This window comes from Devosia insulae DS-56 (genome assembly GCF_000970465.2).
Classification (GTDB): domain Bacteria; phylum Pseudomonadota; class Alphaproteobacteria; order Rhizobiales; family Devosiaceae; genus Devosia_A; species Devosia_A insulae.
Window position 1 is genome coordinate 1 of record NZ_LAJE02000198.1, and the last position, 20,665, is coordinate 20,665.

The 20,665-nt window shown below is 65.5% G+C and carries 21 protein-coding genes; 14 read left to right on the plus strand and 7 right to left on the minus strand.

Annotated elements, in window-relative coordinates; genetic code table 11:
- Positions 1 to 120: 120 nt before the first annotated feature.
- Positions 121 to 489 (minus strand): hypothetical protein, encoded by a 369-nt coding sequence (locus tag VW23_RS14145; protein ID WP_069910207.1) that lies wholly within the window; start codon positions 487 to 489, stop codon positions 121 to 123.
- 252 nt (positions 490 to 741) lie between these two features.
- Here VW23_RS14145 and VW23_RS14150 point away from each other — a divergent pair, with 252 nt between their 5' ends.
- The 5 genes from VW23_RS14150 (at position 742) to VW23_RS14170 (ending at position 5,228) form a co-directional block, all read left to right on the plus strand.
- On the plus strand, positions 742 to 1,701 hold the full coding sequence (locus VW23_RS14150) for an acetyl-CoA carboxylase carboxyltransferase subunit alpha (protein ID WP_069910208.1): 960 nt from the start codon (positions 742 to 744) through the stop codon (positions 1,699 to 1,701).
- Between the two features lie 125 nt (positions 1,702 to 1,826).
- On the plus strand, positions 1,827 to 2,855 hold the full coding sequence (locus VW23_RS14155) for a L,D-transpeptidase family protein (protein WP_069910209.1): 1,029 nt from the start codon (positions 1,827 to 1,829) through the stop codon (positions 2,853 to 2,855).
- Positions 2,856 to 2,896: 41 nt separating this feature from the next.
- Entirely contained in the window at positions 2,897 to 3,652 is a 756-nt protein-coding gene (locus VW23_RS14160; RefSeq protein ID WP_069910210.1) for a L,D-transpeptidase family protein, read from the plus strand.
- Positions 3,625 to 4,230, plus strand: coding sequence for a hypothetical protein (locus VW23_RS29000; protein ID WP_069910211.1), 606 nt, complete (start codon positions 3,625 to 3,627; stop codon positions 4,228 to 4,230). The genes VW23_RS14160 and VW23_RS29000 overlap by 28 nt, the downstream gene beginning before the upstream one ends.
- A gap of 116 nt (positions 4,231 to 4,346) precedes the next feature.
- On the plus strand, positions 4,347 to 5,228 hold the full coding sequence (locus VW23_RS14170) for a DMT family transporter (RefSeq protein WP_084646118.1): 882 nt from the start codon (positions 4,347 to 4,349) through the stop codon (positions 5,226 to 5,228).
- Here VW23_RS14170 and VW23_RS14175 read toward each other — a convergent pair.
- The 3 genes from VW23_RS14175 to VW23_RS14185 all read right to left on the minus strand — a co-directional run bounded on the left by VW23_RS14175 (position 5,225) and on the right by VW23_RS14185 (position 8,041).
- The gene (locus VW23_RS14175) at positions 5,225 to 6,610 is read right to left on the minus strand and encodes an MFS transporter (protein ID WP_069910212.1); all 1,386 of its coding nucleotides are present in this window, start codon (positions 6,608 to 6,610) and stop codon (positions 5,225 to 5,227) included. The genes VW23_RS14170 and VW23_RS14175 overlap by 4 nt on opposite strands.
- A gap of 205 nt (positions 6,611 to 6,815) precedes the next feature.
- Entirely contained in the window at positions 6,816 to 7,766 is a 951-nt protein-coding gene (locus VW23_RS29295) for an SRPBCC family protein (RefSeq protein WP_201788051.1), read from the minus strand.
- 26 nt (positions 7,767 to 7,792) lie between these two features.
- On the minus strand, positions 7,793 to 8,041 hold the full coding sequence (locus VW23_RS14185; RefSeq protein WP_069910213.1) for a DUF1127 domain-containing protein: 249 nt from the start codon (positions 8,039 to 8,041) through the stop codon (positions 7,793 to 7,795).
- Between the two features lie 101 nt (positions 8,042 to 8,142).
- Here VW23_RS14185 and VW23_RS14190 point away from each other — a divergent pair, with 101 nt between their 5' ends.
- The 3 genes from VW23_RS14190 to VW23_RS14200 all read left to right on the plus strand — a co-directional run bounded on the left by VW23_RS14190 (position 8,143) and on the right by VW23_RS14200 (position 11,924).
- Positions 8,143 to 9,363, plus strand: a complete 1,221-nt coding sequence (locus tag VW23_RS14190) for a DNA-binding protein (RefSeq protein WP_069910214.1) — start codon at positions 8,143 to 8,145, stop codon at positions 9,361 to 9,363.
- A gap of 37 nt (positions 9,364 to 9,400) precedes the next feature.
- Positions 9,401 to 10,030 (plus strand): Vgb family protein, encoded by a 630-nt coding sequence (locus VW23_RS14195; protein WP_069910215.1) that lies wholly within the window; start codon positions 9,401 to 9,403, stop codon positions 10,028 to 10,030.
- A gap of 181 nt (positions 10,031 to 10,211) precedes the next feature.
- A complete protein-coding gene (locus VW23_RS14200) occupies positions 10,212 to 11,924 on the plus strand; it encodes a PAN domain-containing protein (RefSeq protein WP_069910216.1) in 1,713 nt (570 codons plus the stop codon).
- Between the two features lie 178 nt (positions 11,925 to 12,102).
- Here VW23_RS14200 and secA read toward each other — a convergent pair whose 3' ends face one another.
- Positions 12,103 to 14,877, minus strand: coding sequence for a preprotein translocase subunit SecA (secA, locus tag VW23_RS14205; protein WP_069910217.1), 2,775 nt, complete (start codon positions 14,875 to 14,877; stop codon positions 12,103 to 12,105).
- A 203-nt stretch (positions 14,878 to 15,080) separates the two neighbouring features.
- On the opposite strand from secA, the gene VW23_RS14210 reads away from it, so the two are divergent.
- Positions 15,081 to 16,022 (plus strand): peptidylprolyl isomerase, encoded by a 942-nt coding sequence (locus tag VW23_RS14210; RefSeq protein WP_069910218.1) that lies wholly within the window; start codon positions 15,081 to 15,083, stop codon positions 16,020 to 16,022.
- Positions 16,023 to 16,074: 52 nt separating this feature from the next.
- Here the strand turns inward: VW23_RS14210 and VW23_RS14215 are convergent, their stop codons facing one another.
- On the minus strand, positions 16,075 to 16,668 hold the full coding sequence (locus VW23_RS14215) for a TetR/AcrR family transcriptional regulator (protein WP_069910219.1): 594 nt from the start codon (positions 16,666 to 16,668) through the stop codon (positions 16,075 to 16,077).
- A gap of 126 nt (positions 16,669 to 16,794) precedes the next feature.
- On the opposite strand from VW23_RS14215, the gene VW23_RS14220 reads away from it, so the two are divergent.
- From VW23_RS14220 to VW23_RS14240, 5 genes are all read left to right on the plus strand, one after another.
- Positions 16,795 to 17,076 carry a putative antibiotic biosynthesis monooxygenase gene (locus VW23_RS14220; RefSeq protein ID WP_069910220.1) on the plus strand — a complete coding sequence of 94 codons (282 nt, stop codon included), beginning with the start codon at positions 16,795 to 16,797 and terminating at the stop codon, positions 17,074 to 17,076.
- Positions 17,077 to 17,142: 66 nt separating this feature from the next.
- Complete coding sequence (argJ, locus tag VW23_RS14225; RefSeq protein WP_069910221.1) at positions 17,143 to 18,375, plus strand: bifunctional glutamate N-acetyltransferase/amino-acid acetyltransferase ArgJ; 1,233 nt, start codon at positions 17,143 to 17,145, stop codon at positions 18,373 to 18,375.
- Positions 18,375 to 19,130, plus strand: a complete 756-nt coding sequence (locus VW23_RS14230; protein ID WP_069910222.1) for a GNAT family N-acetyltransferase — start codon at positions 18,375 to 18,377, stop codon at positions 19,128 to 19,130. Before argJ ends, VW23_RS14230 begins: the two co-directional genes overlap by 1 nt.
- Positions 19,127 to 19,525 carry a (deoxy)nucleoside triphosphate pyrophosphohydrolase gene (locus VW23_RS14235; RefSeq protein ID WP_084646130.1) on the plus strand — a complete coding sequence of 133 codons (399 nt, stop codon included), beginning with the start codon at positions 19,127 to 19,129 and terminating at the stop codon, positions 19,523 to 19,525. The genes VW23_RS14230 and VW23_RS14235 overlap by 4 nt, the downstream gene beginning before the upstream one ends.
- Before the next feature lie 8 nt (positions 19,526 to 19,533).
- Positions 19,534 to 19,734 carry a Flp family type IVb pilin gene (locus tag VW23_RS14240; RefSeq protein WP_069910224.1) on the plus strand — a complete coding sequence of 67 codons (201 nt, stop codon included), beginning with the start codon at positions 19,534 to 19,536 and terminating at the stop codon, positions 19,732 to 19,734.
- 4 nt (positions 19,735 to 19,738) lie between these two features.
- Here the strand turns inward: VW23_RS14240 and VW23_RS14245 are convergent, their stop codons facing one another.
- On the minus strand, positions 19,739 to 20,590 hold the full coding sequence (locus VW23_RS14245) for a malonyl-ACP O-methyltransferase BioC (protein WP_069910225.1): 852 nt from the start codon (positions 20,588 to 20,590) through the stop codon (positions 19,739 to 19,741).
- Between the last annotated feature and the right edge of the window lie 75 nt (positions 20,591 to 20,665).

The following is a 20,665-nucleotide window of genomic DNA, read 5'->3' on the forward strand; positions in this document are numbered from 1 at the left end:
CCCCTGTCCCCTCCCCCTAAGAATGGGGAGGGAGACCCTCACACCAATATCGAGGCTAGCGTCTCCCTCCCCCTGTTTCAGGGGGAGGGGACAGGGGTGGGGGTCAGCCCGCACCGGCGTTTAGGATCGCTTCCGCTCCGTCAGCCCGTCGAGCCGTAGCAGCAGTTCGTCCAGCGCGCGCAGCACGTCGCCCATCAGCAATGGTTTCGGCGGCGGGGGAACCATCCAGGTGGCGCGCAGCCCGTTGAGCCGCTCCTTGCGCCGACGGCGCGCGGCCTTGGCTTCGGCGAGGGTGCGGCGGGTGGCCTGGTTGCCGGGGTCCAGCGTGAACAGCTTTTCGCAATGCGGACACCAGGCGCCGCCGTCCGGTCGTACCAGCTTGGCGTTTTCGAGGAACTGGCCACCGCAATGCGGGCAGGCAACGCTCACCAGGGCATAGGTCGTCATGGTCGAAGTGTGGTTCCGATCGTCGGGCTCCAGCGTTGTCATGAAAGCGTCATGCATTGGTTAATGCGGCGTGACAGAGCGGTGGAGTGGCGGGCCGCAGCTTCACCAAGTCTAGGCTCGGCGCTTGACTCAACCGGGTCGCATCGCCACTTTCCGGCCACTTTGGGGCGCGAGTTGACGCGCCACTTCTCTGCTGGGCCCTCACCGTTTCGTTGAAACGACAGAGTGCACCAGTTCGTTGATCCTTGGTCGCGCTCCCGAACTGTTCCGGAGAGCGCTCAGTTGGCGGGTTTGATGCAGTCCTATCTCGATTTCGAAACGCCGGTGCGTGACCTGGAAGGCAAGATTGCCGAGCTCAAGTCACTGGCAACCTCGGACCAGGCCGTATCGATCGATGACGAGGTGCGGCGCCTGTCGGTGCGCGCCGACGAGGCGCTGATCGATATCTACAAGAAGCTGACGCCCTGGCAGAAGACCCAGGTGGCGCGCCATCCGCAGCGCCCGCATTTCTCCGACTACATCAAGGCGCTGATATCAGAGTGGACGCCGCTGGCCGGTGATCGCAAGTTCGCCGAGGATCCGGCGCTGCAGGCCGGCTTCGGCCGCTTCAACGGGCAGCCGGTGGCGATCCTGGGGCAAGAGAAGGGCTCCAACACCGAGAGCCGCCTGAAGCACAATTTCGGCATGGCGCGGCCCGAGGGTTATCGCAAGGCCGTGCGCATCATGGATATGGCCGACCGCTTCGATATCCCGCTGGTGTCGTTCGTCGATACCGCCGGCGCCTATCCAGGCATCGGCGCCGAGGAGCGCGGCCAGGCCGAGGCGATCGCGCGCTCGACCGAGCGCTGCCTTGAGCTCGGTATTCCCAACCTCGCCATCATCATCGGCGAAGGCGGTTCGGGCGGCGCTATTGCCATCGCCACGGCGAACCGTGTGCTGATGCTCGAGAACGCCATTTACTCGGTGATCTCGCCCGAGCCGGGCGCTGCCATTCTGTTCCGCGACGCGGCGCGCGCTCCCGATATGGCGGCGGCGCAGAAGATCACCGCTCCCGACCTGCTCGGGCTCGGGGTGATCGACGGCATCATTCCGGAGCCGGCCGGCGGCGCGCATCGCCATCACGCAGAGGTGATGGCCTCGACTGCCAAAGCCATCACCCAGTTCCTGACCGATTTCCCGGGCACCAGGGGACGGTTGGAGGTCCGGGAACACAGGCGCGACAAATTCCTCGCCATCGGCACCAATTTGAGTTGAACGTCGCCGACGCACGAGGCATGAAGCCAATAGTAAACGGGCTGTTAACCATGCCGGCTTACCACATGGTAACCGTCCGCTCGTAACCCGATTGTTCGGGCAGACAAGCATTTCGGGTAGCTGACTTGGGCAGAACGCTCCGTTCCATCCTTCTCGTTGGCGCCGCCATCAGCGTGGCCGCGCTGCTGGCTGGCTGCGGCGGGTTGAAGCCGGGCAATGCCAAGGCAATGGCGCCGCTGAAGCAGGAAACCGTCAGCAAGCTGGCCAGCCTCGGCTCATCGCCCGCTGCCGCGATGATGGTCCGGATCTTCAAGGAAAGCTCGGAGCTCGAGGTCTGGAAGCAGACGGCCAACGGCAGCTACAAGCTGTTCAAGAGCTACGAGATCTGCGCCTGGTCGGGGGTGCTCGGTCCCAAGGTCAAGGAGGGCGACCGGCAGTCGCCGGAGGGCTTCTATACCGTCACCCCCGGCCTGATGAACCCGAACTCGAACTACTACCTGGCCTTCAACACCGGCTTTCCCAACAAGTTCGACCGCGCCTATGGCCGCACCGGCTCGGACCTGATGGTGCATGGCGATTGCTCGTCGCGCGGCTGCTACTCGATGACCGACGAGTCGATCGCCGAGATTTACGCGCTGGCGCGCGAAAGCTTTAAGGGCGGCAACGCCTCGTTCCAGCTGCAGATCTATCCGTTCCGCATGTCGGCGCAGAACCTCGCCAAGCATGCCGACAACCCGAACATGAGCTTCTGGAAGGACATCAAGGAAGGCTATGACCGCTTCGAGATCTCGAAGGCACCGGTCTCCTGGGATGTCTGCAACAAGGAATACGTGTTCGACGTGCCCGGCGGCACGGCGCTCGACGCGCTGGGCAGCTGCCCGGTGACGGTGGCGCAGAATGTGCCGGATACGGTGAAGGCCAAGGCCGCCGCCGACGAGGCCGCGATGGCCAAGGAAGTCGCCAACCTCGCCGACAAGGCCGCCAAGGCCGCGGCCGAAGCGCAGAAGCTGGCGGACGAGAAGGCTGCGGCGAAGGCGCGTGGCGAGGCGATCGGCAGCTTCTTCGGCGGCATGTTTGGCGGCGGCGCCGAGACCGGGGTGATCGACCCGAGCAAGGTAGCGCCGATCCCGCTGCCGCGATTGCACCGAGCCTAGACGGTCATCTTGCGGTGCGGGCCCCTCGCTCCCATGTTGGCATGGCCATCGCGATCGGGGTCCTGCTCCTCGCAGGCGTGCTGGTTGGGCGCTTCGTGCTCACCGAACGAACGGGAGATCGCGACATCGCCACCGAGCGCGTCTATGACCGTACGCAGTTCGTTGCCGAACTGACGGCCGCCGGGTTTGCGCTCGGCGACAGGGCGCATGTCCGCATCTTCAAGCGCGAGCACAAGCTGGAGTTGTGGCTGCAGCGGGCCGATGGACGCTATGCGCTGTTCCGCGACTACGACATCTGCAGGTTCTCGGGCGAGCTCGGCCCTAAGCTCAAGGAAGGCGACAGACAGTCGCCCGAGGGATTTTACCGGGTGGCAGAGAGCCAATTGAACCCCAATTCGCGCCATCACCTCAGCTTCAACCTCGGCTTCCCCAATGCCTTCGACCGGCAGCTGGGCCGCACCGGCTCGGCGCTGATGGTGCATGGCGGCTGCTCCTCGGTCGGCTGCTACGCCATCACCGATCCAAACGTCGACGAGGTCTATGCGGTGGTCGAAGCCGCGCTCAAACATGGCCAGGACGCCGTCGACGTGCACGTCTTTCCGTTCCGCATGACGGCAACGGCGCTGGCCGCCGAGGGCGGTAACACCTGGGCGCCGTTCTGGCGTAATCTCAAGGCCGGTTACGACCTGTTCGAGGCGGCCGGCACCCCGCCCAAGGTTGGCGCCTGCCGCGGCGAATACCGCTTCGGCGCAGATGCGGAGGGGCCAAAATGCGCCGTTATCGCCGCCTGGTCCTGATCGACCGGCTGATCCCGTTCCTCGCTGCCATCGTCGGGCTGGTGGCGCTGGCCGGGGCTGTCGCGGTGCAGCTCAATACCGATGCCAAGACCAAGGCGGTGACCGAGGCCGTGGCGGCGCTTCGCACCTCCGTCGATGAGCTCGGCAAGCGGGCCGAAGCTGCAGCTACGCCCATCGACGACGGCACCGCGGCGGGCCTGTTGGCGCTGCAGGACCGGATGGTGAAGCTTGAGGGTGAATGGACCGACCAACAGGCCGCCGCCGCAGCGGCTCCCGCCGCTCTGCCGGGTGCCCCGGATGCAAGCACCGCGACCGCCGAGATCGACCCGAACCTGCCGACCACCGACTGCATCCCGCTCGGCACGCGCTTCATGGTGACGCCCGGCGAGAGCTACCCGATCTGCCAGTCGAAGGCGGTGATAAAGACCGGGCTGATCACCGCCGACACGGTCACCATGGATGGGGTCGGGCAGGTGGTGGAGACCGGTTTCGGCACCATTGCCGGCACCAGCTGCACGGTGATGGTGTTCTCGGCCGACGAAGCCGGCTTTGCCGAGGTGCGGGTGACCTGCACCTGACGGCGGCAGTGGTTTTTGCTGGTGCACACGCTTTGTCGACCGGCTAGAGCTAGCGGCGGGCATTCGCCTCTCTGTGTTCTCCCGAGTTCATCGTGTCCTCACCTGCCGCTACGTCTGTGCATCAGTCCGCCTCGCTCAAGGGCATGGCGCTGGGGGTTTTCGCCTACACGCTGTTCTCGGTGCACGATGCGCTGGTGAAGGCGGTGATCCTTGCGCTGCCGGTGGTGCAGATCCTGTTCGTGCGCAGCCTGGTGATTGTCGTGATCTGCCTCGTCATCGGGCGGAAAAAGCTGGTGCTGGAGCTGATCCGATCGGGCAACAAACCGATGCTGCTGCTGCGCGCCATCCTGACGCTGGCGGCCTGGTGCATGTATTATTCGGCCGGGCGCGAGCTGCAGCTCGCCGAAATGACGACGCTCTACTATTTCGCCCCGGTGCTGACGATTATCCTGGCGGTGATCTTTTTGAAGGAGCAGCTGACGCTGGCGCGGGTCGGCGCCTCGGCCATCGGCTTTTTCGGCGTGCTGATCGCCTGCAATCCGGCCGGACTGACATTCGGCATCCCGGCGCTGATGGTGCTGGGCGCAGCGTTCTTCTGGTCGGTGGCGATGATCCTGATGCGCACCATCTCGAAATCCGAGAGCTCGATGGTGCTGATCTTCTCGCTCAACCTGTTCTACACGCTAGTGATGGGCCTCGCCTCGATCCCGTTCTGGACCGACATGGACCCGCTGCAGATCGCTATCGTGGTCGCCACCGGCATCGTCGGCGGCACGGCGCAATATGTGCTGGTGGAAGCGGCGCGGCTGGTGCCGGCAAGCGTGCTGGGCACCGTGGAGTATTTCGCGCTGATCTGGAGCTTTGTCTTCGGCTTCCTGTTCTGGGGCGAACAGCCGGCCGAACTGGTGTTCCTCGGCGCGGCCCTGGTGATCGCCGCGGGGCTGGTGCTCGCCTGGAGCGAGCGGCGTCCGCGGCGACAGGTGGTGGATGCGCCTTAGGCCTTGGCGGCCTCGGCGTTGCCGACTGCCGCGGTGACCGGACGGGGCCGCAGCCCCATCCAAATCAGAACCACCGCGAGCACCGTCACGCCGACATTAACGGCCAGCGCCAGGTGGATGCCGGCGATAATGCCAGCCTGGGTGGCGGCGATGGCGCCGAAGATCGGGATGCCGATGGTGATACCGACCTGCTGGGTCATCGAGACGAGGCCGGTGGCGAGTCCCTGCTCGCTGTCGGGCACAGCAGAGGTGGCGGTTACCATCGATGCGACGATCGCCGTAACGTGGCCGAAGAAGCCGATGAACAGCGCCGGGACCAGCACCCACAGCCAGATCGGATCCGGGCCGAGCAGCAGCAGCGGGGCGGTGAAGCCGGCCTGCACCAGCATCCCGACGGCAAGCACGTTCCGCACGCCACGGCGGGCAATGATGCGGCCGGCAATGATGCCGGCGACGATCGAGGAAAGGCCCGGGATACCGAAGATCAGGCCGGTGTCGAGCGGCGACAGATGCAGGGCATCCTGCAGGTAGAGCGTGACGAGGAAGATCAGGGCCGGCTCCATCGAGAAGACGACGAGCGTTGCGAGGTTTCCCCACTTTACCGTCGGCCGGGCAAGGATGCCGACGGCCACCAGCGGTACCGTGGTGCGCAATTCGATGATGAAGAACAGCGCCAGCAGCACGAGGGCGGTAGCCAACATGTAGGGATTGGCGCTGGTGACGCCGTAGACGAGCGCCAACAAGGCCAGCGTCACGCTGACGGCGCCCGGCAGGTCGAGCTTGACGCCAACCGGCGCGCTGCTGGCGCGGAGCACGAAGGGGGCAGTTGCCAGGATCAGCAGGGCGACCGGCACGTTGATGAAAAAGGCCCAGCGCCAGCTGAGGGCGCCGACCAGCGCGCCGCCGACCAGGGCACCGACGGTGAAGCCGCCGGAGAGCAAGGCGCCATTGAGGCCAAGCACGCGGGCCCGCTGCCGCTCGTCGCCGAACGAGGTGATGAGCAGCGCCAGCCCCGCGGGCGTGGCGATGGCGGTGGCCAGGCCCTGCAGGGCACGGGCCGTCAGCAGCACATCGGGGCTGGTGGCGAGACCGCCGATCACCGAAGCAATCGCCAACAGGCCGATGCCGATGAAAAACATGCGGCGGCGCCCGAACAGGTCGGCGATGCGGCCGAACAACAGGGTGAACCCAGCCGCCGGCAAAGCGTAAGCAGTGGCGATCCAGGCCAGCTGCGAGAACGGCAGGCCGACGGCTTCGCCGACCTCCGGCATGGCCACGTTGAGGATCGAGAAATCGACCGACAGCATGAAGCCGGTGCCAAGCAGCAGCAGGACAACCAGCCATTGCTGGCCTGTCATGGGGGGAGGAGCGGTGTTGCTCATCTTGTTTCTCCAGGTGTTGGGGGCGCGACGGCACGCTGCCGAAGTCGGCGCTCGCGGCGATTGTTGTGGGGTGAGCGGGGCGGCCTGGCCGGGGCTGATATCAGCGAGAGGCGCGGGCGAGGGGTTGGTCAGTGGCGGTCCACTGGCGCTCGCGCCAGTGGAGTAGTGCTGCAATCAAGTTTGCTGCGCGCCGGCGTGGCGTGCCTCACGCCGCAGGCGCGGCCAGCTCGATCAGTTCGGTCTTGCCGCTCTCGATCAGCTGCCTGAGGCTGCCCTGGATCAGCGAGGTCCAGGCGTCCGAGCAGGTGTCATAGCACTCGACGGCCGGCGCAATGCCCTGGTGGGTGAACACCACTTCGGTCCTGCCGCCCTTCATGCCGATGTCGAACATGATGGTGGTGCCGACCCACTCGGTCTTGTCCTCGACAAAGCTCAGTGTGCCTTCGACCACCTGCCAGGCCACCCGCTTATTGGGCACCAGTTCGGTCACGACTTGCTTGGAATAGTGGAACTCCTGGTAGCGGTAGCTGAACACGTCGCCGAGCTTTTTGGTGCCGCCCTCGAATTCACCGCTCCACCAGGCGCGCGGGTCGATGATGGCGGCAAAGGCGGCCTCGGGGCTCTGATCCACCGTGAACGCGGTGGTGAAGCTGGTATCGCTCATGGCGTGGTCTCCTGCGTCGGGACGTGTGGGTTCGTTGGCGGTGAGCGCGGCGCCGACATTGGGCTGGCCGCTGCCTGAGGTGATGAGGGCTTTGAGGCTGCCGCGGATGTAGGTACCCCACGCATCGTGGCAGACGTCGTAGCACTCGTCGTTGGGCGTGAGGCCGATATGGGTGAAGGTCAGCCGGGTGCCTTCGCCGACCGGCGCGATGTCGAAGGCGATGGTGGTGCCGATCCATTCGGTCTTGTCAGCGATGAAGCTGAAATGGTTGTCGAGCACCCGCCAGGCGACGCGCTGGTTGGGCAGCCACTCGACCACCTTGAGGGTGCACCGGTGCAAGTCCTTGGCGTGGTAGAACCAGACATCGCCGAGCATGGCGGTGTTGCCTTCGACATCCTCAGACCACCAGCCGCGTACATTATTGATGGCGGCAAAGACGGCTTCGGGGCTCTGTTTCACCGTGATGGTGGTGGTGTAGCTCTTGTCTTCCATTGCAGTTCTCCGTGGGTGAAGGGGGGTCAGCTGGCGTTGCGCTGGCGGATTTTGGTCCACAGCCGGCGGGCATCGCCGTCGAGGGCGTCCTCGACATCGGTGCGTTCGAGGCCGATATCGGCGAGCTGAACGGCATCGAGGCTGGCCAGCTTGAGGATGGTCCGACGGCGGGCCTGCCAGGTGGCGAGGCGCACCGTGAGCTGCAGCAGGCCGCCGATGATGTTGCTTTGGCGGGACTTGTCGGCGGCGATTTCATAGAGTTCGAGCGTGGTCATGGCTGATCTCCTGTTGCTTGGAGGGTTGCGTTCTCTGTCGATGAACGGAACCTAGGCGACGGGGAGTTCGGGGTGAGAGTGACAAGTGTGACGGGATTTGAATGGACTCGCTGATCACCGCCGCGGCGCGGGCGCTGGGGGCCGGTGATCCGCTCGGCGCGCTGAAGCGCGTGGCGTTGCGCGACGACGCGCCGGCGCTGGCGTTGCGCGGCATCGCCATGGCGCAGCTGGGCGATCTCGAGCGCGCCAAGGCGCTGCTCAAGGCGGCCGGCAGGGCGTTTCATGTGCGGGAAGCAGTGGCGCGGGCGCGCTGTGTCGTGGCCGAGGCTGAGATCGCGCTGGTGTCACGCGACCTCTCCTGGCAGCCCAAAGCCCTGGAGGCGGCGCAGCGTGTGCTGGAGGCACAGGGCGATCGGGTGAACGCGGCGCATGCCGCCAACCTTGCCGCGCGCCGGCTGTTGCTGATCGGGCAGGTGGATGAGGCGGAGCGGGTTCTCGCGCCACTCGACCTGCAGCAATTGCCAGCGGCGAGTGTTGCCGTGCACCAGCTGGTCAGCGCCGGCATCGCGGTGCGGCGGGTGCAGACCGGGCCGGGGCGGCTGGCGTTCGAACGGGCGCTCGCGGCGGCGCGGCAGGCCGGTATGCATTCGCTGGTCGCCGAGATCGAAGCCGATGCCCGGGTGCTGGAGACGCCGGCGGCGCGGCTGATCGGCGGCGGCAACGAGCGGTCGCTCACTCTGGCCGGCGTCGAGCAGGTGCTGGCATCCGAAGCGCTGGTGGTCGACGCGACGCGCAATGTGGTCCGGCAGGCGGGGAGTGTCGTGCATCTTGCGACGCGCCCGGTGCTCTTTGCGTTGCTGCGCGCGCTGGCCGAAACCTGGCCCAAGGACGTGTCACGGGCCCGGCTGGTTGCCGAGGCATTCCGCGGCAAGGAAGCCGACGAGTCGCATCGCGCCCGGCTGCGGGTGGAAATGGGGCGGCTGCGGTCCGAGCTGGCCGGGATTGCCGAGATCAACGCCACCATGGCCGGCTTTGCGCTGGTGCCCGTCGCGGCACGCGAGGTGGTGGTGCTGGCGCCGCCGGTGGAAGATCAGCATGCCGGGGTGCTGGCGTTGCTGGCCGATGGGGAGGCCTGGGCCAGCTCGGCGCTCGCCATTGCGCTCGGCACCAGCCCGCGCACCGTGCAGCGGGCCTTGGAGCAGCTGGCCGAGGCCGGCAAAGCGCAGTCGTTCGGCCGCGGCCGGGCGCTGCGCTGGATCACCCCGCCGGTGCCGGGTTTCCCGACGGCTTTGTTACTCCCCGGTCCGCTGCCGGGCGATTAGAGGTTCAGGCAGTGCATTTGAGCAAGAGGTCAGTCCGATGAAGCATGCGCATGCCGAGATTGTTCGCGAGTACGGCCCGTTCCCCGGAGTGGACTCGGTGGCCGGGGTCACCTTTGACGGCACCAATGTGTGGTTCGCCTCAGGCGATCGCATCAACGCCTTCGACCCCGAGAGCGGCGAGGCGGTGCGCAGCATCGATGTCGCGGCACATGCCGGCACCACGTTCGATGGTGAGCACCTCTACCAGCTGGCCGAAGACGTGATCCAGAAGATCGATCCGCAAAGCGGCAAGGTGGTCAAGACCATCCCGTCGCCGGGTGGCGGTTCGGGGCTCGCCTGGGCCGAGGGCTCGCTGTGGGTCGGGCAGTATCGCGGCAAGCAGATCCTCGAGGTCGACCCCGAGACCGGCAAGGTCCTCCGCACCATCAATTCCAACCGCTTCGTCACCGGGGTGACCTGGGTCGAGGGCGAACTCTGGCACGCCACCTGGGAAGACGATGCGAGCGAGCTTCGGCGTGTCGATCCGGTTTCGGGGGAGGTACTCGAACAGCTGGACATGCCGTCAGGCGCCAATGTTTCGGGGCTCGAGTCCAATGGTCGCGACCAGTTTTTCTGTGGCGGCGGCAGCACCGGCAAGGTCCGCGCGGTCAGGCGCCCGGTTGCCTGAGCGGCAACCCTGATCACAAATTGCGTCGCAACCCTGCGATCCTGCGGTCGTGATTTCTCAGCGTGGCCGGATTAAGGTAAGCTTCCGACGTTAATTGGAGGGGTGCCAAGCGCAAGCTGATCGCCGCGCCCTCCTTTCTCCTCGCCGTGCCTGTTAGGGGGGCAATGCGATGGAGGTGCCGATGCGTACTTTCCTCGGGAGGACGCTCCTCCCCGCCCTTGCTCGGTCGCGCGGGCGCTCTGCCCAGCGTGGCCTGCTCGCCCTGTTTGTTGGTCTGTTCTGCATCCTGTCGGCCGGTGCCGCCGTGGCCGATCAGTATCCGTGCGGGGAGCACACCTGCGCGGCCATTCGCGAGCAGGCCCTAAGCTCTGGTAGCTACAGGGCATTTGTGCGGATAGAGCTTAACCAACGCAGCCTGGACCTCGACATCGCCAAGGTCCGGTTGCCGGGCCACGGGGAGTTCGTGGTTGATCTGGGGCAAGAATTCTCCTTCGACGTGACGCAGCCGGGCATCTATTCGCTTGAGGCGACGCCGTGTGAAGAGGACATCATCGCCGACGACTGCGAACTTCCCTTCGAGGAGTTCCGCTTCCAGGTGGGCCCGGCCGCGCCCGAAGTTGTCGGGATGGGTCCGCCTGGAGAGATCACCTTTCAAACCGACCTGCTCGGCAACGACTACACTTCGCTGAACGTCCAGACGGTTTTTCAGTGCCGCGACGCCTGCGAAGCAGATGGCCAATGTCGCGCCTGGACCTTCGTCATCGCCGGGATAAAGGACGACGAGCCGGTCTGTTTCCTCAAGAACCCGGTGCCTGCTACCGCATTCGGCAACACGTGCTGCTCGTCAGGTATAGCACTGCCAAAGGTCGCGGCGGCGCCGGCTCCAGTCGAGCCACCACCTCCGGCTGAGGTAGCGCAAGTGGAGCCCACGTTCGACCTTCCCGCCCCCGCTCCGGGCAGGGGGATCGACTTTACCGGCGAGTGGGACACGGCAACCGCCCCGAGTTCAGCCGGGTCAGGCAGCCAGTATCGCCTGGTGCTTACGCAGACCAGGGAAGGCATCGTTACCGGGCGCTACACTCTGTCGGCGGGCGGTGCTCAGGCGGGGATCATCCATGGCGGGGTGGTCATCGGCAACGAGCTCCACGCCATCTGGGTCGAGGACCAGGCCCGCGGCCGGGTGACGTTCAAGATGGCACCGAACTCAAGCACGTTTTCGGGCTGGTACAGCAGCGGCGACCGTGCCGTGGATCCGGCGAGTGCGGACGGGTCGTGGAACGGGCAGCGCCTGGCTGCCGATCTTCCGCAGCAGCCGGTCGAGCAGGTGCCGGAGGTCCAGCAGCCTGAGTTCCCGGACGCGGCCATGGAGCCCGAGTTGGAGCCCGGGCGGGCAACCGAGATGGCCGTCCTCGTTCGCAGCGCCAATGTCCGCGCCGGTCCTTCGACCAAGGACAGGGTTCTCACAACACTGCCGGGCGGTACCGGGGTGGCGCTCCTCAGATGTGTGCGCAAGTGGTGCGAGATCGATCTGCCTCGCTTTGACAGGGCCTACGTCTTCGAGGACCTCATCAGGCGTGGCGGGCGGCCGCAGCGTGCTCGCGTCGAGGCAGCGCCCGCCATGCCCGGGCGCGAAGCAGCCGAGCCGGAGGAAGCCGCCATGCCTGAGGCCGAAGAGCTGGTGCGGAACGCCGGTGGGCGCGGTGTGATCCTCGCCGATGTCGACGTCTACGACAAACCCGGCGGTAAAGGACAGGTCCTTGGCTTCATCAACAAGGACAGCGTTGTCGCGGCATCGCAGGCGGACTGCCAGGGCAACTGGTGCCCGATTTCCGGTCCGGATGTTCCGGGCGGCGCCGGCTGGATCTGGGCCGACGGCTTTCTGGAGTTCCGCTGACGACAAACAGAAACGCCGGCTGGGACCGTTGTTCTGCCCACAGCTATGGTCAGTATGGCCAAGCCCGGATGGGATCTGCGGCAGCTCGATCGGGCCGGTCCTTCGACACGGGCGAAACGAAACCGGCCGGTCCCCAGAAGGAACCGGCCGGTTGGTTATTCCAGTTTTTATGACGTTCTCAGAACGCGCCGTGGCAGTGCTTGAATTTCTTGCCTGAGCCGCAGGGGCAGGGGGCGTTGCGGGAGACGCCGACCAGCAGTTTGGGGTCGATGGGCCTGAGTGCCGGGTCGGCCTCGATCACGCCGGCGCCGGCAGCAGCGCCTGCGGCGGCAAAGGCGGCCAGCGACGGCGCGGGCCCGAGGGCGCGCGGCATGGTGCCGGTGATATCGTCATCGGCGTCGTTCTCGCCGGTGGTCGGGTCGATGTGGATTTCGTCGAGCCCCTCGAGATCGGCGAGCAGCGGCGCCGGCTGGCGCATCTGGATCTCGACGTGGCTGAGCTGGGTGGTCACCAGCTCGCGCAGGCTCGCCAGCAGCTGCTCGAACAGCTCGAAGGCTTCGCGCTTATACTCGTTCAGCGGGTCGCGCTGAGCGAGGCCGCGCCAGCCGACCACCTTGCTGAGGTGATCGAGCGTGACGAGGTGCTCGCGCCACAGCCCGTCGATCGACTGCAGGAGGATCGACTTTTCGACCTGGCGCATGATGTCGGGCGAGTAGCGCGCCACCTTGGACGCGGCGAACTCGTCGGCGATCTTGGTGACGCGCTCGCGCACGGCCTCGACGTCGATGCCTTCCTCGTGCGTCCAGGTTTCGACCGGCAGGTCGACATTGAGGTAGGTCTTGCCGGCTGCAACCAGCTGTTCGACCTGCCATTGCTCGGGGTAGGAGCGCTCCGGAATGGCCTTCGAAATGATATCGTCCACCACCTGGTGGCGCATCTCGCTGACCGTCTCGGCGACGTCCTCGCTGTCCATCAGTTCGAGACGTTCGGTGAAGATCGCCTTGCGCTGATCGTTCATCACGTCGTCGTACTTGAGGATGTTCTTGCGGATGTCGAAGTTGCGGGCTTCGACGCGGGCCTGGGCGCGCTCGATCGCCTTGGTGACCCAGGGGTGGGTGATCGACTCGCCCTGCTCGAGACCGAGCTTACTCAGCATCGAATCCATCGATTCGACCGGGAAGATGCGCATCAGGTCGTCCTGCAGGCTCAGGAAGAACTTGGAGTGGCCCGGGTCGCCCTGGCGACCGGCGCGACCGCGCAGCTGGTTGTCGATACGGCGGCTTTCGTGCCGCTCGGTGCCGATGATGTAGAGACCACCGGCGGCCAGCACCTTGGCCTTGTCCTCGGCGATGGTGCGCTTGATGTCAGCGATCTTGGCGTCGCGCTCGGCACCCTCGAGCTCGTGCGCTTCCTTCTCGATACGCATCTCGAGGTTGCCGCCGAGCTGGATGTCGGTGCCGCGGCCGGCCATGTTGGTGGCGATGGTGACAGCGCCGGAAACGCCGGCGTCGGCGACGATCTGGGCTTCCTGCTCGTGGTGGCGGGCGTTCAGCACCGCGATATCCTTGATGCCCTTGCCGCGGAGGATCTCCGCCAGCATCTCGGATTTCTCGATCGAGGTGGTGCCCACGAGGATTGGCTGGCCGCGACCGCGCGCGTCGACGATCAGGTTGGCGATCTCGTCGAATTTCTCCGCCGCGGTGCGGAAGATGGCGTCGTCTTCGTCCTTGCGCTTCACCGCCACGTTGGTCGGGATCGAGGTGACGGTCAGGCCGTAGATATCGCCGAATTCCTCGGCCTCGGTCGCCGCCGTACCGGTCATGCCGGCCAGCTTCTTGTAGAGGCGGAAGTAGTTCTGGAAAGTGATCGAGGCGAGGGTCTGGTTCTCGGCCTGGATCTTGACGTGTTCCTTGGCTTCCAGCGCCTGGTGCAGGCCTTCCGAATAGCGGCGGCCCGGCATCATGCGGCCGGTGAACTCGTCGATGATCACCACTTCGTCATTGCGGACGATATAATCCTTCTCGCGCGCGAACATCTTATGGGCGCGCAAAGCCGAGTTGAGGTGGTGGACCAGCGCCACGTTCTCGATGTCGTAGAGGTTCTCGCCCTTGAGCTGGCCATTCTCGACCAAAGCCGCTTCGAGCTTTTCAATGCCCTGGTCGGTGAAGGTGGCGGAGCGCTGCTTCTCGTCGATCTCGAAATCGCCTTCGCCGAGCAGCGGGATCAGCGTGTCGGCCATCTCGTAGAGCGAAGAGCGGTCGGCCGAGGGACCGGAAATGATCAGCGGGGTACGCGCCTCGTCGATGAGGATCGAGTCCACTTCGTCGACGATGGCGTATTCGTGGCCACGCTGCACCATCTGGTCGCGGCTGTATTTCATGTTGTCGCGCAGGTAGTCGAAGCCAAACTCGTTATTGGTGCCGTAGGTGATGTCGGCAGCGTAGTTGGCCTTGCGCTCGGCGTCGTCGAGACCGTGGACGATGATGCCGGTGGTCATGCCGAGGAAGCGGTAGATCTGGCCCATCCAGTTCAAGTCGCGACGCACCAGGTAGTCGTTGACGGTGACGAGGTGCACGCCCTTGCCGGGTAGGGCGTTGAGGTAGACGGCGAGCGTTGCCACCAGGGTCTTGCCTTCGCCGGTCTTCATTTCGGCGATAGAGCGGTTGTTGAGCACCATGCCGCCGATCAGCTGCACATCGAAGTGGCGCATGCCGAGCACGCGCTTACTGGCTTCACGGACCGTGGCGAAGGCGGGCTCGAGAATATCGTCGAGGCTCTTGCCGGCCGCGAGCTGATCGCGGAATTCCTGGGTCTTCGCCTTCAACTGCTCGTCGGTGAGCTTTTCGAACTCGGGCTCCAGCGCGTTGATCGCAGCGACCCTCGGGAGGTACTTCTTCACCTGCCGATCGTTCGCCGAACCGAAGATCGCCTTGGCGATTGCAGCCAGTACCATTCGTGTCGTCCTTTGATTGTTCAGGGCCGGGTGGCGCTAAGGCGCTTCATCTCATCCGGCAGGCGGCGGGTCCTCACCCGTCAACACTCTTTGAAGTGGTGCGACATGTAAGAGCGGGTGTTTTGCTTGTCAACGGAACGCAAATGGGCGAAACCTCCGCGGCCGCGGGCCGGGGGCTCTGCGCCATCCGAGGAGAATTCCCAATGAACGTCCATGCCCCGCGGGGTTTCCACAAAGTTCTGAAGACCCTGGCCGGTGCGCTGTTGCTTGGCACGGCGCTTGGCTTCGCCCCCGTCGCCGCCTTCGCGCAGGATGCTGCTGCCCCCGCCGCAGCCGCTCCCATCGCGCCCGAGACAGTGGTCGCGACCATCGGCGACCAGACCATTACCGAGGCAGATCTGGCGTTTGCCGCCGAAGACCTGCAGCAGGAGCTGCAGCAGGTGCCGCCCGAGGAGCGCCGCGCCTTCCTCGTCACCGTGCTGATTGACATGAAAGTGATGGCCAAGGCGGCGAAAGCCGCCGGCATGGCCGATACCGACCTGTTCAAGCGGCGCCTGCAATATCTCGAAGAGCGCTCGCTGCGCCGCGACTACTTCACCCAGAAGGTCGCCACCTCGGTGACCGAGGAGTCGATCAAGGCGGCCTACGACCAGCTGGTCAAGGATTTCAAGCCGGTCGAGGAGGTGCACGCGCGCCATATCCTCGTCGCCACCGAAGAAGAAGCCAAAGCGGTGAAGGCCGAGCTCGATGGCGGCAAGCCGTTCGAAGTGCTGGCCATGGAAAAGACCACCGACCCCTCCGGCAAGCAGAACGGCGGCGACCTCGGCTTCTTTTCGAAGGGCATGATGGTGCCGGAGTTCGAGGCCGTGGCCTTCACGCTCGAGCCGGGCAAGATTTCCGATCCGGTGCAGAGCCAGTTCGGCTGGCACATCATCAAGGTCGAGGAAAAGCGTATGAGCGCGCCGCCGCCGATCGAGCAGGTGCAGCAGCAACTGGGCCAGCAGGTGATGTTCAAGGCGTTCGACGAGGCCGTCGCGGCGCTGAAGAAGGATGCCAAGCTCGATATCCCCGACGAAGCGCTCGCCGCAGCGGTCAAGAAGCAGGCCGAGCCGGCTGCCGAAGGCGCTGCCGGCACCGCGCCGTAAGGATTGCCGTCGGACGCAAACTTTCAGAACCCCGGCCTCGGCCGGGGTTCTGTCATTTGACGAGGCCGCGGACCAGGATCGAGGTAACCTTGTCGATGATATCGGCCTGGTCGGCGAGCCGGTCGGTCAGCAGCAGCTTCCAGGCATAGGCCGACATCAGGTCGGAGGCGGCGAGGCTGTCGGCGTCGGCGCGCATCTCGCCGCGCGCCTTGGCGCGCTCGAACATGCCGGCAGTGTGCTGGGTGCGTTCGATCGAATAGGCCTGCAACGCCTCGGCGGCCTTGTGGTCGGCCTGGGCCTCGGCGATCAGCGACTTATAGACCCCGCCAGTGTTGCCGGACCAGAAGCGCACCAGCTCGGTGAGAAAGCTGCGGATGTCGCCTTCGAGCGTGCCGGTATCCGGGTCGGGCATGCGCGAGCTTTTCAGCCGCGTATAGACGTCGAGCAGCAGATGCGCCTTGGATGGCCACCAGCGATAGATGGTGGGCTTGCCGGCACGGGCCCGCCGGGCCACGGCTTCGATCGAAAAGCCGGCATAACCGGACTCGCAGAAGATTTCCTCGGCCGCGGCGAGGATCGCCGCGTGGCTGTCCGGGTTGCGGGCGGCGCCGATGGATCTGCGGGGTTGGGTGTCGGTGGTGGACATGGTTCTCACTGAAGCCGTGTCAGGGGTGCATGGCTGGGATACACGAAAAAGCTGGGCCCATCCACTTGAACGTTACGTTCCGTTTCGTTATGTAACGAGCCGTACCGTTCATATAGGGTTTTGGAAATGTCCATTCAATCTTCCGCCGCCGCTGTCGCCGCACCCGCCAAGCCGGCCGGCCCGTCGCTGGCGGTGCGCACCCGCATGGCGCTGCTGGTGCTGGTTGCCGTCTACCCAGTCATCACCGGGATCATCTATCTGGTGGCGCCGTTCACCGAGGGCTGGCCGGTGTGGGAACGTAACTTTGTCGTCGCGCCGCTGATGGTGATTGCCATGGTCTACTTCATCATCCCGGGCATTCAGTCGCGTTTCGGCCGTTTCATCGCGACCGGTCGGGTAAGCAAATGAACGACTTGCTTCACAGCAAGGCTTGAGGCAAACGGATGGGCCTATTGTCGCCGCATAGGACGCAACATGGCCCATCCCGTTTCTCCCCTCGCGCCCAAGACTTACCCGGAACTGCCGGATGTCGCGGGAGTTCGGTTTGCGACGGCCGAGGCGGGGATCAAATACAAGAATCGCACTGACGTCCTGCTCGTCTCGATGGATGAGGGAACGGTCATTGCCGGTGTATTGACGCGCTCCAGGTGCCCGTCGGCGGCCGTCGACTGGTGCCGGCAGAACCTCGGTGGCGGCAAGGCCCGCGCCTTGCTGGTCAATTCGGGCAATGCCAACGCCTTTACGGGCCAGAAGGGCAAGGCCTCGGTGGCGCTGTCGGCCGAGATCGTTTCGAAAGCGCTGGGCGTTGCACCGAGCGAGATTTTCCTTGCCTCCACCGGTGTCATCGGCGAGCCGCTCGATGCGCAGAAATTCGCCGGGGTCACCGCCGAGATGGCGACCCGCCTGGCGCCTGGTCCGTGGATGGATGCCGCCAAGGCGATCATGACCACCGACACTTTCGCCAAGGTGGCGACTGCCAGCGTCGAGTTCGACGGCGTGCCGGTGGTGATCTCGGGTATCGCCAAGGGCTCGGGAATGATCGCGCCGGATATGGCGACGATGCTGAGCTTTGTGTTCACCGATGCGCCGATCGCGGCGGGCGTGTTGCAGGGGCTGCTGCAGCCGGCGATCGACACGAGCTTCAACGCCGTCACCGTCGACAGCGACACCTCGACCTCCGACACCTGCCTGGTGTTCGCCACCGGCAAGGCCGGCATCCCCGCCATCAATTCCGCCAGCGACCCGCGCGCCGAAGTGTTCGCCGAAGCGCTCGCCGACGTGCTGCATGAGCTCGCCATCCACGTGGTGCGCGACGGCGAAGGGGCGACCAAGATGGTGAGCGTCACCGTCGAGGGCGCCGAGAGCGACAAGAGCGCCTTCCGCATCGCCCAGTCGATCGCCAACTCACCGCTGGTCAAGACCGCCATCGCCGGCGAGGACGCCAACTGGGGCCGTATCGTCATGGCGGTCGGCAAGGCCGGCGAGCCGGCCGATCGCGACAAGCTGGAGATCAGCTTCGGCGATATCCGCGTCGCGACGCAGGGCGAGCGCGACCCCGCCTATGACGAGGCGGCAACCAGCGCCTACATGAAGAACGAGGAAATCGAGGTGCGTGTCGGGCTGGGCCTCGGCGCCGGCACGGCGACCGTCTATACCTGCGACCTGACGCACGGCTACATCACTATCAACGGCGATTACAGGTCCTGATGGTTCCACTCAGCGTCAGTCAGATCGAGGGCGCCACCCTTACGGCATGGCCGGCACTGCGGCAGGCGCAGGATGGGCTGTGGCTGTGGCGTTACGCGCAGGGCTATACCAAGCGCGCCAACTCGATCCATTGCCTTGATCCGAGCGATGGTGGCTATGCCGAGCTCAGGCTGATCCGGCTGGCCGAATTGTCGAAGCGCCACCACATCCCGCCGGTGTTCCGGGTTACTCCGCTCACCGCGCCAGAGATCGTCGAGGTGCTCGATGGGCTGTTGTGGGAGGAGTTCGAGCCGAGCCTGGTGATGGCGATGGAAATGCCCAACGAGGATTTTCCGCTCGACTTCCAGGCCCGCTATTTCGAGCCGACCGATCCACAATGGATCCGGGCGCAGGCGCAGATGTCGGGCTACGACCAGCCGACCATCGACGTGGCGAGCCAGATTCTCGGGCATATCGCCTGCGAGGCGCGCGGTGTGCTGGTCTACCACAAGGCGGGCCTGCCGGTGGCGGCGGCGGTGGCAAGCGGCATCGGCATCTATCTCAACGTCGTCACCCACCCCAATGCGCGCGGCATGGGCTATGGCCGGGCGGTGATGGGCGCGGCGCTCAACTGGGTGCGCTCGAAGGGTGCCACCCATTCGGCCATCCAGGTGCTGGCCAGCAATACCCCGGCGCTCAACCTCTATGGCTCGCTCGGCTTCGGCGAAGTCTATCCCTATAGCTACCGGCGCGCCCCGGATTGGGGCCGCGGGTGAAGATCCAGCTGGTCGTCGCCTGCGCGCTGATCGATGCCGACCGGCGGGTGCTGATCGCCCAGCGTCCGGAAGGCAAGCAACTGGCGGGACTATGGGAGTTTCCCGGTGGCAAGCTCGAGCCGGGTGAAAGTCCAGAGGCGGCCTTGATCCGGGAGCTCGAAGAAGAGCTCGGTATTTCCACCCAGACGGCGTGCCTTGCTCCATTAAGCTTTGCCTCTCACTCTTACGAAAGCTTTCATCTTCTGATGCCACTTTACGTCTGCCGTAAGTGGCAAGGAGTGCCGCAGGCTCGCGAACACGCCGCCCTGAAATGGGTGCGCCCGCAGCAGCTGCGCGATTACCCTATGCCCCCGGCCGACGAACCGCTGATCGCACCGTTGTGCGATCTGCTCTGAGGGTGGCGATGACGGGTCTTTGTTCTCAGATCAGGTGCTTTGTCGCCGATGAGGGCGGCGCGACGGCGATCGAGTATGGCCTGATTGCCGCGCTGATCGCAGTTGGGGCCATTCTCGCCATGACCCTGACCGGCAGCAGCGTCAGTTCGATGTTCGAGTACGTGTCGAGCCGCTCGGCCGAGAACCTCGATAACATCAACGACCTCTAGAACACTACTTCCCCAGCACGTCCCTGAGCCGCACCGTGGCGCTGCCCGGGCGTAGTGGCTTTTGCTGGTTTTCATGTGGGGCCCAGCCGCTGAGCCAGATGATCTCGAGCGTCGCCCGTACGCGCCCGTCCGGGTCGCCCGCCAGTTCCGCATAGGCGGCGCTCGCTGCGGCGAGCAGCGTCCTGGTCGCCAGGCGGCCGGGGCGGTCGGCCAGCGGGTTCTGCGCCCCCAACCCCTTGAGCTCGCGCATCAACCGCAACAGGTCGGCATAGCGGATCGGATAGGTCTCGAGGTCGGTGACCGGCAGGGCGTAGCCCGAGCGCTGCAGCAGGCCGCCGGCATCGGCCAGCGGGATGAATGGCGCCACCCGAGCGAAGGCGCCACCGGAGGTTTCGGCATCGGCGCGCAGGAACGCCTGGCGCAGCTCGGTCAGGCTGTCGCCGCCGAGCGCCGCGGCGATCATCAGCCCGTCGGGGCTCAGATGCGCGCGGATGCGAGCGAGAAAGCCCGGCACATCGTTGATCACCTGCAGGTCGAACAGCGAGACGATCAGGTCGTAACCGTCGCGCGGCAGCAGCAGCGCTTCGGGGTCGACCAGCGGCGCATCGGGCGAGCCGAGGACGGTCGATACGCGCTCAAAGGCGAAGGCGCCGCTGGCCGAGCGGCCCATCAGCGGCAGGCGCGCGCCATCCGGCGCCATGATCAGCGCCTGCTCGAAATCGCGCGACACGGTAATGAGCCGCGAGGCGAGGTCATCGAGCGCCAGCTGGGTGACGAAATCGTCCGGCTCGGCCGGCCGCCGGCCGAGATGCTCGGCGATCAGCATGCGGTCGAAAACCTTGGGGGGCAGAGCCATAGTCAATCCGCACGGCGTTCGAGTTCGGTTCGTCACGGGATCAGGAAAAGTCTCGCAACTTTCGCGGTTCCCGCT